General features: G+C 47.2%; 11 protein-coding genes. 6 read left to right on the top strand and 5 right to left on the bottom strand.

Annotation, left to right across the window (positions count from 1 at the left end; all coding sequences use genetic code 11):
* The first annotated feature begins 51 nt into the window (after positions 1-51).
* Entirely contained in the window at positions 52-1,971 is a 1,920-nt protein-coding gene (locus NF212_RS23025; RefSeq protein WP_434361264.1) for a BCCT family transporter, read from the top strand.
* A gap of 68 nt (positions 1,972-2,039) precedes the next feature.
* On the opposite strand, the gene NF212_RS23020 is transcribed toward NF212_RS23025, so the two are convergent.
* The 3 genes from NF212_RS23020 to NF212_RS23010 form a co-directional block, all read right to left on the bottom strand.
* The gene (locus tag NF212_RS23020) at positions 2,040-2,231 is read right to left on the bottom strand and encodes a hypothetical protein (RefSeq protein ID WP_434361263.1); all 192 of its coding nucleotides are present in this window, start codon (positions 2,229-2,231) and stop codon (positions 2,040-2,042) included.
* 220 nt (positions 2,232-2,451) lie between these two features.
* Complete coding sequence (locus NF212_RS23015) at positions 2,452-3,882, bottom strand: MATE family efflux transporter (protein WP_434361262.1); 1,431 nt, start codon at positions 3,880-3,882, stop codon at positions 2,452-2,454.
* A gap of 103 nt (positions 3,883-3,985) precedes the next feature.
* Entirely contained in the window at positions 3,986-4,687 is a 702-nt protein-coding gene (locus NF212_RS23010) for a substrate-binding periplasmic protein (RefSeq protein WP_434361261.1), read from the bottom strand.
* Positions 4,688-5,127: 440 nt separating this feature from the next.
* On the opposite strand from NF212_RS23010, the gene NF212_RS23005 reads away from it, so the two are divergent.
* Positions 5,128-5,871: a CAP domain-containing protein gene (locus NF212_RS23005; protein ID WP_434361260.1), complete on the top strand. Its 744-nt coding sequence runs from the start codon at positions 5,128-5,130 to the stop codon at positions 5,869-5,871.
* Here the strand turns inward: NF212_RS23005 and NF212_RS23000 are convergent, their stop codons facing one another.
* Entirely contained in the window at positions 5,872-6,741 is an 870-nt protein-coding gene (locus tag NF212_RS23000; RefSeq protein WP_434361259.1) for an SAM hydrolase/SAM-dependent halogenase family protein, read from the bottom strand.
* A 505-nt stretch (positions 6,742-7,246) separates the two neighbouring features.
* Here NF212_RS23000 and NF212_RS22995 point away from each other — a divergent pair.
* From NF212_RS22995 to NF212_RS22985, 3 genes are read left to right on the top strand one after another with little or no spacing between them, the layout of a single operon-like run.
* Positions 7,247-8,725: a hypothetical protein gene (locus tag NF212_RS22995; RefSeq protein WP_434361258.1), complete on the top strand. Its 1,479-nt coding sequence runs from the start codon at positions 7,247-7,249 to the stop codon at positions 8,723-8,725.
* Positions 8,722-10,371 carry a GGDEF domain-containing protein gene (locus tag NF212_RS22990; protein WP_434361257.1) on the top strand — a complete coding sequence of 550 codons (1,650 nt, stop codon included), beginning with the start codon at positions 8,722-8,724 and terminating at the stop codon, positions 10,369-10,371. Before NF212_RS22995 ends, NF212_RS22990 begins: the two co-directional genes overlap by 4 nt.
* On the top strand, positions 10,368-11,060 hold the full coding sequence (locus tag NF212_RS22985; RefSeq protein WP_434361256.1) for an aspartate/glutamate racemase family protein: 693 nt from the start codon (positions 10,368-10,370) through the stop codon (positions 11,058-11,060). The genes NF212_RS22990 and NF212_RS22985 overlap by 4 nt, the downstream gene beginning before the upstream one ends.
* A 6-nt stretch (positions 11,061-11,066) precedes the next feature.
* On the opposite strand, the gene NF212_RS22980 is transcribed toward NF212_RS22985, so the two are convergent.
* The gene (locus NF212_RS22980) at positions 11,067-12,197 is read right to left on the bottom strand and encodes a PQQ-dependent sugar dehydrogenase (RefSeq protein WP_434361255.1); all 1,131 of its coding nucleotides are present in this window, start codon (positions 12,195-12,197) and stop codon (positions 11,067-11,069) included.
* Positions 12,198-12,418: 221 nt separating this feature from the next.
* On the opposite strand from NF212_RS22980, the gene NF212_RS22975 reads away from it, so the two are divergent.
* Entirely contained in the window at positions 12,419-13,207 is a 789-nt protein-coding gene (locus tag NF212_RS22975; protein WP_434361254.1) for a TetR/AcrR family transcriptional regulator, read from the top strand.
* The last annotated feature ends 44 nt before the right edge of the window (positions 13,208-13,251 follow it).

The raw sequence follows: 13,251 nt of genomic DNA, 5'->3' as shown, positions 1-13,251 counted from the left end.
CATTCCCTTGAGAATTCATGTAACCATTTGTATACAAGGGAGCAATACTAAATGGAACGCCATTTTAGGCTGATCGATAAACCCACCTTTTTCGGTGCTTTAGCACTGCTGTTTTCTGTTGTTATTCCACTGGCCATCTGGCCAACGGAAGGCGCTGAATGGATTGCAGTGGCAAAAACATTTATGACCGACAAACTCGGTTTCCTCTATCTGGCACTGGGCCTTGCTGCATTCTTTTTCATGATTTATATCGTGTTCAGTGATATCGGCCAGATAAAACTCGGTGACGCTGATGAAGCCCCGGAATTCAAAACTGCTTCATGGGCAGCAATGTTGTTCTGTGGTGGTATCGGTGCAAGTATCCTGTACTGGGGAACCATAGAATGGGCTTATTATTACCAGAGCCCTCCTTTCCAGCTGGAACCTGGCAGTGAAGAAGCAATCCGTTGGGCTGCGACATACGGCATTTTCCACTGGGGGCCTATTGCCTGGTCAATTTACCTGATCCCGGCCTTGCCTATTGCATACTTCTTCTACGTTCGAAAGCAGCCTGTACTGAAGGTTTCTGCTGCACTGATGCCTGTTATCGGTGAAGCACGCAGCCACGGCAAACTGGGCAAGTTCATTGATGTGCTGTTTATCTTCGGTCTGCTTGGCGGCGCGGCAACAACCCTGGGTCTTGCAGCACCACTCATCAACGAAGGCATCAGCTATCTGTTCGGCATACCGAGCACCACCGGTACCCAGATTGGGGTGTTGATGGTATGTACAGCGCTGTTCGCCTACTCTGCTTACAAAGGCATGGAAGGCGGCATTAAGCTTCTCAGTAACATCAATTTCTGGGGAGCACTGGGACTGCTGGCATTTATCCTGGTTACCGGCCCAACGCTGTTTATGCTGGAAACCGGCCTCGACTCCATTGGCCGTATGCTCTCAAACTTCTTTGTGATGGCAACTTGGGCAGAACCGTTCGGCGGCTATGGTCCATTTGAAGACACCCATTTCCCACAGGACTGGACTATCTTCTACTGGGCATGGTGGCTGGTATTCGCACCAAGTATGGGTCTGTTCGTCGCTCGTATTTCCCGTGGACGTACCATCAAGCAAATGGTGACCGGTTCTATCTTCTTCGGCTCACTGGGCTGTGCCCTGTACTTCATGATCCTGGGTAACTTCGGACTGTCATTGCAACTTTCTGGTCAGCTTGACGTTGTCGGCATACTGAATGAATACGGCGCAACCCGGGCAATTTTCTCGATACTTGAGCAGTTGCCAATGAGCACGCTGGTCATCGCTGTCTTTACCCTTCTTTGCATTATCTTTACTGCCACAACATTTGACTCGATTTCTTATATCCTCGCGTCTGTTGTACAGAACAATGTCTCGGAAGATCCTCTGCGTTGGAACCGTCTGTTCTGGGCCTTTACTCTTTCATTCATGCCTTCTGTGCTGATGTTTATGGGCGGCCTGGCAACTCTGCAGACCGCAGCGATCGTCGGCGGTCTTCCATTGCTGATTATTGCGGTCATGCTCATGATTTCCGGTGTTAAAGCAGCAAACCTCGACCTGACTCACCAAGAGGGTTATGAGGATCCTGTTATCAACATCGAAGAGCTGCCGGATGTTGACCCATGGTCACGTGAAGGGATGGCACTGGCCCAGTTTGAACGCCTTAAAGATGAAGCGATTGAAGCTGCTGAAGAAGAACGTTCAAAACTGAATGCTATTTGGAAGCTTAAAAAGCAAATCCGCGCAGAGGCACTTTCACGCGGTGAATCCGGCATGGAACTTGGTGACGCGCCTCAGGAAGTATTGGATGAGCTTCAGCGCTTGATGGACGAAGCAATAGCAGCCAAAGAGCACAAGCTTCAGGCCTCAGAATCAGCACAACAGGCACGCATTGTGTTCAATGACCTGATTCGGGAGAAGGAGCAGCTTTCTCAGGACAACCAGGAAGCAACGTCTTCCTGATGCCATGGAACCGCAGAAAACACAAAAGGGCCGGAAACGGTCCTTTTCTCTTTTACAGCGCATGTGACTCAGGCGTATTCATCAACTTCCCCTAACATCCTGCGGTCAGCACCCAGTCTGCGGTCATAACCTTTGTAACGGAGCTTGGAACGCCGGCGATCTCCGGACTTTCTCCTCTCCATCACATAGGTGCCATCAATAAGCTGTGTATCCACAACAGAATCGACATTCTGTGGCGGTTGGTAGGATTGTACTTTCATCTTCCCTGATCCAACGGACACTTCATGCCTGAAACACATACCTATATTTCAATAGGCACAGATGACTGTTTCAACTAACTGGCATACAGCAAAGCATGGTTTAAATAATCTGTAGAACTAAACATTAGGAGACAAATGCACTGAGGGTAAAAACGCCACTGTTCCAAGGCGTTCCAATTCGCATAAAAGTGACACAATCTCACACCTAAGCGTGAATACCTCAATCTGCATCTTCAGCGACCAATTCAGGCTGGCTGGAACAAAATGGTGAAACAGGTACAGAAGGGGAATTTGCTACCATTTCTTCCTGTTCTTTTCTTTCCTGGCAGCCGCGCATCACAGCCAGCTCTTTTCTCAGCATCACGTATCCAATAATCCCAAACAGTACAGAACCAGCTGCCTGACCAAGTAAAACACCGATGGCACCGCCCCAGGCGCCACCCAGGTAGGCAAAAGGAATGGTGCCTATTGTCGCTTTACCCACATTCAACATCGTTGACCATGTAGGTCGGTTCAGATTATTGAACGCAGCATTTGCAATAAACAATGTGCCATTAAAAACAAACGTGAACGCCACGTAAGTACTGAACACAGAAAAGATATGTGACGCATCTCCACTCAACTGGAAAACGCTGATTAGGGCGTCTTGAAGGAAGAAGAGTACTACTGATATCACCAGGCAGTAGAGGGTGCTGAATATAACGGCATCTCTTAGCGCCATAGCGACCCTATCCCATTGCCTGGCCCCAAAGTTCTGGCCGATGATGGGACCGATAGCCCCGGAAAGGGAGAATATCAATGCAAATGCGACTGGAGTAATCCTGCCAATCACTGCGTACCCGGCAACAAAGTTGTCTCCATACTTGGCGATATGTGACGTCACAAATGCATTTCCAACTGGCGTCGCGATATTGGTCAGTAATGCTGGCAGTGCGATAGCAAAAACCGGAGCTACATTCGAAATAACCTTGCCAATCTCCGGCATTTTGACAAATTGGTAGTGCTTGTTCAGGCAATAAAACGCGACGGCAAACACCGCAAACCTTGCCAACACAGATGCAGCCGCAGCGCCCTCCACCCCCATAGACAGGCCAAAAATGAAAAGCGGATCAAACACAGCATTAACCGCCCCGCCGGCCAGTGTTGAATACATCGAACGTTTTGCATCCCCTACGGCACGGAGCACTGCCCCCGCTGACATTGCCACAGCCAGGACTGGTGCGCTTGGCAATATTATAACGAGATACTCTTTGGCTTTTATCGCTGCTTCACCATGCGCACCAATTAGCGCCAGAATGTCATCGACAAACATCAGCATTAATGAGGCGACAAGCATACCGACAATAAATGAGTAAACGAACACGCTGGCGGCAACATCTTTAGCCTGTTCTCTCTCTCCCGATCCAACTGCCCGGGATACCAATGCGCCCTGAGCAATAGAAAGGCCAATGGATACAGAGGTAGAAAAAAACAGTAAGGTTCCGGCAAATCCAATAGCAGCAGCAAGCTCAACTTCGCCAAGCAAGCTGATAAAATACATATCCAGAAGGTCGACTAGAAAAAGTGCCAGTAGTCCGGTTGCACCCGTTGAGGACATGACGGCAACATGCCGCATCGTGGAACCCGTAATAAACTTAGCCTGATCTGGCATCCCGGCCATCCCTTCAATTGTCAAAATTTAACTTTACGCCAACATAAAGCACAAAAAAACCCGCTTTAGAAAGCGGGTACACAACAACAAGAGGATAGATAATCTATTCTTTCCCTTTGGCGCGCAGAACAGCATTGTTCATTGCTTTAACCTTTTTATCACTGACATCGGGACTCACAGCAAAGTAGAGCTTTCCGGAAAGTAACGTATCAATGGCTACAAAATCTCCTCTTTGGGCACCTTGTTTTTCAAGTATCCAATAAGCAACATTTTCCTCATATGCCCAACCTGACACCCGGCCGGACCGAAGCATTTTTGCTGCCTGATCCGGCGTTGACAGCTTGATCACCTTTGCATCGGGCATCTTTAGGGCCAAACGTTGCTCACCGATATCGTCACGTACAACCGCAATAGATTTTTTGCTCTTTTCAACCAAAGAAGAAAGCGACTCATCCTTTTGGGATTTATTTACGATAACAACAACTTTCGTTTCGGTTATTGGCCCGACCCACTTAAAGATACTTTCCCTTTGGGGTGTGCGTGTTGTAGAAAACAATACGGTGTTGGGCCCACTTTGTGCCTCTGCATACCCCCTGGCCCAGGGCCAGACCCGTATATCACTTGTACCAATCTCGCCTTGTGCCGATTTCAATAGGAGCTCAACGGCAATCCCTTTCAGCTCCCCATTTTCTGTATAGTTGTAGGGAGGATACTCCTCGGTGACGAAGCGCAAGTTGTCAAAAGTTGAAGCGAAAGCTGAGCATGCCGTTACCAATCCAGCCAGAAAGATAAAGTACTTTTTCAAAACGCCTCCAAAACACCCCACGGTTAACTTTCTATTGAGTGCCTGACTTCGTAACCGGCCCCCTGAAGGATTTTCGAATTTGAGTATAGCTGACGCATCCTCATACTGGAGAACATTGTATCGATTATGGGACATAGGTTAACTAAGAAGATCGTATGATTTTTGTTCCATGTATAACGTACAAACGTGACATTTCTTTGGATTTGTAGACGAGTTCGAGAAGCAGTTCCACTTATTTTAATTCCCTCCATTCTTACAATGGTATATTAGCGATTTAAATTAAACCCATTAAAACAGAGCTTTATTAACTCAATTCAAAAATAGTAGGAATTTACAATGTTAAATTCATGCAAACTATTTAAACCGGTGACGCCATGCATTTATTTATTAATAATTAACCATTAAAATCCTTATAAATAGTTCCCCAACTGGTTGTAATTATGCCTTTTCGAATCAATAAATTTTTCCTCATACCACTTTCTATATTTTTGTTATTAGGTTGTGGTGGCGAAGGCAGCACCGTCTCAAAGAATACCGCAAACCAAAACACCTCAGGCACTAGTGGTTCAGGTGGTTCTACTAGCACCGGCGGCTCTACCGGCACCGGCGGCTCTACCGGCACCGGCGGCTCTACTGGCACCGGCGGCTCTACCGGCACCGGCGGCTCTACCGGCACCGGCGGCTCTACCGGCACCGGCGGCTCTACCGGCACCGGCGGCTCTACCGGCACCGGCGGCTCTACCGGCACCGGCGGCTCCACCGCTTCGCAGACATTCAACGAGAATATGCTTAACGCAGTCAATAACCTTCGTACCAATCCACAAACCTGTGGCAGTACACAAATGCCGGCGGTTGGCAGACTGACCTGGAATGATCAGTTGGAAACTGCGGCCTATGTACACTCCTCAAACATGGCAAATTATGACTTTTTCAGTCACAAAGGGCTGGATGGCAAACGCTCTGTTGATCGCGCACAGGACGCAGGTTACCCAAGCAGCTATGTAGGGGAAAATATTGCAGCCGGGCAGCCGACCCTTGAAAGGGTCATGCGTGAATGGATGGCCAGTGAAGGACATTGTAAAAACTTGATGAATGGCAGTTACCGTGAAATGGGCGCCGCAATGGTTGAAAATTCCGACGCCACTTACCGCTACTATTGGACACAAGTATTTGGCAGACAATAATTAATTATCAATTTTTTTCAGGCTGACGCTCCACCCCGGTCCTGAAGATATATCAAATTCTGCAGCGAAATTTGACATATTCAGGGCCAGGGAAATATCAAGCAAAGAATTAACATATATTAAAGGTTGTCCTGTAGGAACATCTCCAAATGTCGTTACGTACGGGATCACACCTTTATATATTCTTTTTTCATCCTTCCTTATTTCCACAATGAATTCTGTGCCATAGGAAATATCATTCTTTTCAAATAAATCTGCGGGAATATTCGTCCATACATTTCCATATTGAGGGTCGAGCACCGGAATGTTACCGCGGAAAGTACCCGCATCAAATTTCGCCATTTGATAGGGGATAGAAACCACTTCTGCGGGCAACAGCTTCCCCACCTCATCAAATGCAATGGTGTTGGATGCTAACCGGGCACCGGTAAATGCATAAACATCCCTGCCATGGAAGGTGTATGACCGAGTGGAATCTTTCCGCCGGTTTATCTCCTCATCAATCCGGCGGATCTCTTCAATACCCAATGTTTCCATAACCAATGACAATGTCCCGTTGTCCGGTGTTACCACGTAGTGACCCGTTTTGGTTTTCAACACCACTGATTTCCTTTCAGTCCCTACACCAGGGTCGACAACGGAAACAAAGACCGTGCCTGCAGGCCAATACGGCATAGTCTGTTTCAGGCGATAAGACGCTTCCCAGATATTGAATGCCGGGATTTCATGAGTAAGGTCAAACAGTTTCAAATCGGTAGATACCCCCATGGCAACCCCCTGCATGGCCGAAACAGCTCCATCCTTCAGTCCAAAATCTGATTGAAAAACAACGATACCGGGTAACTCTTCAGCACTAATATTTGTCGTCATAAGTATCATCGCTATCGCTGCAGCAGCCCTTTTGCTACTTGTTAAGATCCTTCTAAACATCTCTCCCTCCGAAAAGTCTGTTATCTGAGTTAGCGTGGCTATATATGACTATAAAAGGCGGTCAAAAGTGGGCGTTGTCTTATCTTTATGAAATTTATGGATAAACAACGTAATAAATGAATGGATTTCTGGTCAGAGGAAGTAATTTCAGGCGTAAGAAAACTGGTCATACATAGAATGGAAAGACCATTGGCCAAGAAAGGTTCAGTAATTAACCATCCGAATGATCAATGTGAAATTATGTAAGATTGATAGGAAAGATAGTAAAACCGCCTGTTATTTCACCACTTTTCCCCTTTATGGTGTCAACTTTTTGACCACGTAAAAAGAAACGAATTGTCGCTCACAAAAACAATGTCTGAACCTAAATCACACATCTAGAAAACTATATACTTCCTCACGGTACTGTTGCAGGTTATTGATTTCTTTGAACAGCAAACATCTCGTGGAAGATCTAAACCAATACCTCAGTGAGTTATGGGGTCGCATTGAAACCGACACAACCTTCGTAAAAAACGAGGCTTACCGGTTAAAAAACCATTGCATTCGGGTCAGAGACATTCAGGGCGCCGTTCAATTCTCGATCCTGTCTTCCCAAGCCTATTGGCATCTCATGGATTACCGGCGCGGCTTAAAAACCATTCAAAATGCGCTTAAGTTGCACAAGTCACAGACTGAACTGGACAGCCTTGGGCAAATTTACCATATCCATGCATTGCACCTTTGGGGGCAGGGAAAATACCTTTCAGCTAAACAGTTTTGGCTGAACGCCTTGGAGCATGCACTTCTTATGGGGGAGACCCCGCTGGAGCTGGAAGCCCTTATCGGGATCGGAAATGTATGGCGCATTACCGGCAATCTCGATGAGGCAAAACGCGCACACGCTCATGTAGCGAGTGCTGCGCAACTTGATGGCCTTCAGGCAATCGAAGGCAAATCCCTCATTCTGCTTGCGTGGGATCTGAAACTTCTCAATGCTTATAACTATATGCTTCCTATTCTCGACCGGGCAGAAACTGTTCTCTCTGGCGTATTCAATCCAACCTGGACAGCAGAAATCCATGACTTCAGGGGTATCGCCCTGTTGGGAATGGGCAACCTTGAACAGGCGGAACAAGCATGCTTGCGGGCATACAAGATTGCCAGTGACCACAACCAGACCTGGATGATGACTCACTGCAACATCAGCAGTGCACTGATCGCTGCGGCTAAAGCCGACTATGCGGGTTCTCTTTCGTGGTTAGACAAGGCAGAGCAAACTGCCAGGCAATTTGACAAAGGGGAATTGCTGTCGCAAATTTGCGAACAGCAAACTAGTGTTGCTGAAAAATCAGGCGACTATAAACTCGCCCTTCTCTCTTATAAAAAGTTCCGTCGCTATACCGAAGCCATTCTCAAAGAAAAATCGATCATCTCTGCACGTGACAAAACGGCCACATCTCCAAAGCAACTCGATCAGAGAGCATTGAAAATACTTGGTGGCCGCGAAACCACGTTACTGCAACAGCGCCTGACCGACATTTTGCTGGCTTCAGAGAGCCGACCCAAAGTTGTTGGTGTAATGGAATGGGGTCAATATTTAGAAAAAGCCCGTAGTGACGCGTCTGGCGTCCAGTTCCATATAATTTCTGTCACACATTCAAACCCGTCGTTCCTCAGCAAGGCAACCTCGTTGTTGATTAATCTGCTGAGCAAAGATGACGTGATATGTGAAATACAGCCACAAAGATATTGCGTCCTGACAAGCCGTACAGACAACGCAGCACTTCGCTTAAAGGATGATATTGGAGCGGTGTTGTCCTCTTTCCCATGGGATGGAGCCATGTCATCCATGTCTCTCCCATCCGTGGAGTTACAGTTACTTACCAAAGCTCAGTCGGCCGTATCCACCGAAAAGTCCGGAGGCATTTCGTTGTTGTCATGATGGATAATACTCTTTCAAAGCGCCTTGAAGACGAAGGGATAGACATCGCCAACCTGGAGCCAACCAAAGCGTTTCAGGCCTGGGCACTTATCACCGAGTCTACACCTTCACATTCCACTGATGTTATTCAAAACCTCTATCAGTGTGCCAAAGCGGCGAGTCACTCCGGTCACCTTGAAAGCAGTAACAACTATCTGCATGAGGCCAAAGGCTATTGTGACCAACTGGAAGACAAAGAGACGGCACTTAAAATTTATACGCTGCTCAGTAATAACTACACCGATATGGGGGACTACTTCTCTGCCTTAAATTCCCTTATCGAATTGGCAACCCTGGCGTCTGAATGTGGAGATATGGATGCCTATGTCCATGCATTGGTAGGCATCGGAAATCTTTGCGTGGTTTATGGCAACCACAGACGGGCCATGCAATATTTTGATCGTATCGCCCGCGTGGACCATTTGTTGAACTCGATGCTGCTGCGCTTAAGGTACAGGCTGTTCACTGTAAGCAGCCTGCTTGAACTGCACGACACTATGACTGCAAATAAAATGTTGATGCAGTGCGAGGAGATGGCCAAAATCGCGGAAGTTGCCGAACAGGATGAACATACACTGATATGCCAAATTGAACTTTACAGGGCTAAGTTACAAAGGCTCCAGGGAAACAACCACAAAGCACTCTCTACACTTTCCAAGGCAAAACTGCTCAGCAGAAAACACAATACATTCTGGATGAGAGGTATTCTTGCCATTGAAACAGCGAAATGCCTCATCCAGCTTGGCAAATACGACACGGCTGCATTTTTGATCCAGCGGCAACTTAACCGTGCTGACCTATCCGTTCCCACCGCATCAGTAAAAGCATTGCTGGAGACCCAGAGCCGAGCTTACACATCCAGCGGGTATTTCCTGAAGGCATTGGAAAGACAGAAGTTGGCGCACGAAGTATCCAAAAATATCATCCAAAGCTCGCCCATTTCCGATCTGGAAGGTCAGGTAATGCGCAAACTCTCAAACCTTGAGTTAAAGTTCCGGTTAATCGTCTCCGAAAAAGAAAACCGATGGCTAAAAGCTGCACATGAATCTCATAAAAATACGGTTGCCCAGTTGGAAGAAGACGTTTACCGCGACGCATTAACCGGTCTTTACAACCGACGGGGAATGGATAAAAAGCTTGATGAGCTGACCCATAAATCATCAGTTTCCCTGCTTATTTTGGATATCGATCACTTTAAAGCGGTGAACGATGAGCTTTCCCACCTTACCGGAGACAAAGTTCTGGAAACAATGGGGGAACTCATATCCCGCTATTTCAGGAAAAATGCTTTTTCCACCCGGTTTGGTGGTGAAGAATTCGTTATTTTGCTTGAAAATTCTAACCTTGCCATAGCGTGGCAAACCGCCGAAGTTTTCAGGAAACTTGTTGAATCTTACGACTGGTCCAAGTATCTCCCAGACAGAACGCTTACAGTCAGCATTGGTGTTACACAGTTCAGTTCAAACAGCGAAAAAGTAAAAGCCACCTTATACCGGGCTGATAAAGCGCTATACACGGCCAAAGCTAAAGGCCGTAATGCTGTATGTATTGAACCACCAGCGAAAACAAGAATGGAAACTTGTACTGCACAGGAGCATGAAGCGTGAAAACAATTGGCATTATCGGTGGCATGAGTTGGGAGTCCACAGCCACCTACTATCAAATCCTCAACCGGGAAGTCCGTCATCGTCTGGGTGGTTTTCATTCCGCACCCATTATCCTTCACTCTTTAGATTTTGCAGAAATTGAAGCCTGCCAAAGCCGTGGTGACTGGGAATCTGCTGGGGTCGCCCTTGCCGACTCAGCAAAACGGCTGGAAATAGCCGGAGCCGACATCATCTTGCTTGCTACCAACACCATGCACAAAGTCGCCAGTTACATTACAGACGCCTCCTCGGTCCCCTTCCTGCATATTGCTGACGCTACAGCAGACAAACTCAAAGCGGCCGGTATCACCAAAGTTGGGCTAATCGCTACCCGCTTCACAATGGAGCAGGATTTTTATAAAACCCGCCTCACCGAGGTTCATGGCATTAATGTGGTTGTGCCTGACAAGCAGGGAAGAGACACTATCCACCGCATTATTTATGAAGAGCTGGTTCAGGGCATTTTAAAGGATGAGTCAAGGACTTCTGCTTTGGCAGTGTTAGACCAGCTGCGTGAAGAAGGCGTTGAAGCAGTGCTTCTTGGCTGCACAGAACTGGAACTGCTGATCAAACCAGAACACACCACTGTCCCGCTGTTTGATACGACAGCCATCCATGCAACAAAAGCGGTAGAGTTGGCCCTGGAATAGGCTTGGTCACCCTTTGTTCCGGGTAAGCTGGATGACTTTGCCATTTCCTTCATCCGTTAGCAGATAGACAGCACCGTCCGGGCCGGATACGACGTCCCGGACACGTCCAAATCTCCCATCCAAAAGCCGTTCTTTTTCTGCCACTTTACCCTTTTCGTCGATGCCCAGCCTGACAAGCAAGCCAAACTTGAGAGAACCAACAAGGAGATCTCCCTTCCACTCGGGAAACATCTCACCTTCGTAGAAGGTCATTCCTGAAGGGGCTATAGACGGAACCCAATACAAATCCGGCTGTTCCATCCCCTTTTTATGTGTTCCTTCCCCGATCTGCGTGCCCAGCCCATAATTGACGCCGTAGGTAATAACAGGCCACCCGTAATTTTTCCCAGCGGAGATCAAATTAATTTCATCACCGCCCTGGGGGCCATGTTCGTGAATCCAAACCCTTCCGTTAGCATCCTTCGCGATACCCTGGATATTCCGGTGACCAAAGCTGTAAATTTCGGGCGCTGAGTTACGTTTTCCAATAAACGGATTGCCGGGATAAGGGTCGCCATCGTAAGTCAGTTTAAGGAGTGTCCCGATGTGGTCTGTCAAAGCCTGTGACCTATCCCGGTGTCCCCTGTCCCCCAGCGTGACATAAAGTGCATTGTCATCCACCATCAAACGCCCGCCGAAGTGCCTTCCACCACCCAGTTTGGGTTCACTCCGGAAAATCACGCCCCCCTCTTCCAGGTTGTTACCGGAAAGCTTGGCCCGGTAAACAGAGGTACCGGCTTTACCGAAATTCCCGCCCTCAGCAAAGGAGATAAACAAAATCCTGCTTTCAGGAAAGTCTGCAGAAAGGGCAAGTCCCATAAGGCCACCTTGCCCTTTCTCCACAAAATCAGGGATACCGGTGACTTCACTCGCCAGACCCGCTTGGTTAATGCGTTTGATACCTCCGTTTCTTTCAGACACCAACATGTCACCGCCAGGCAAAAACAACAGGCTCCATGGGTGATCCAGTTGCTGTACCACCATCTTGGCAGTGATTTGGTAGTCACTCGACTCAATGGTGTCCGCTGCATATACAGTGACCGGATAAACGGTACACAGAAAGAAAGAAAAGAGCCGTTGTAAGAAAGATCGAAGCATGACCCGCTCCTTTTATTTACGCTCAGATGTCCAGACACTAATTCTGACACATTTATTTCGCAAATATTTAACACTCAATGGTTGATCTGCGTGATATTTGATCTATTATGACGTTATGTCATTTTTGACGAATCGTCATAAATGAAAATTCAATCAAGCTCGTTCCGTGTTAAACTGTTTCAGAAAGGAGATTTCCCCAAGGCTGACTGTACTGAGTGACTATGTTCGGAAAACATTGCAAACGTGGTGAAGACAAAGAGTGCTTTTTCAAAGCCCTTAAATCGAAAAAGCAAATTGCTATTGCTGACAGAGAGCATGAGCTTGTACGCCTTGCTGTTAACTTAGTAGCCGAAGGAGGCTATGCCAACCTGACAATGGATAAACTTGCAGCAGCAAGTCCATATTCCAAAGGTACTGTTTACAACCATTTTTGCAGTAAAGAAGATGTCATCGCTGCGTTTGCGATACTGGCACTAAAGAAAAACATAAACCTATTTCAAAAGGCATTGTCTTTTGAAGGTAATTCGAGAGAAAAACTTGTTGCTTTCCATGTGGCTTACAACACCTTTTTCTCCCTTGAACCGGTACTCTCAAACTGTGTCTTGGTTTGCAAATCGCCATGGGTGAAAGAAAAAGCGTCTAGCGAAAGAATGGCGCAAATGAATGAGTTGGATGATACCTTGGTAGCGAGTGCTGACAGCTTAGTAACCCAAGCTGTTCAACAAGGTGCTCTTTCACTCAGTCAAGCGGCCAGTACAGACACCATTGTTTTTGGTAACTGGGCACTGGCATTTGGTGCTAACTCTTTGATAAACAGTGCAAGAAATGCAACCTGTATTGAACGAGTTCAGGACCCCTACACTGTATTGAATGTCGTGAATATGCTATTGGACGGAATGGGGTGGAAGCCCTTATCCAGCGAACATGACTACAGAAAAACCTGGCGTCGGGCTGAGCAGGAACTCTTTTCAGAAGAACTGAAGGTATTGAAAGAACGTACCCTCATTTAAAGAGCTCTCTTAAGCTTGACCGTAAACCCGCAACTGCGGGTTTT

The organism is Parasalinivibrio latis (genome assembly GCF_036825535.1).
Classification (GTDB): domain Bacteria; phylum Pseudomonadota; class Gammaproteobacteria; order Enterobacterales; family Vibrionaceae; genus Parasalinivibrio; species Parasalinivibrio latis.
Note: the sequence above shows the minus strand (reverse complement) of the source record. Positions and strands in the feature narration are given on the sequence as shown.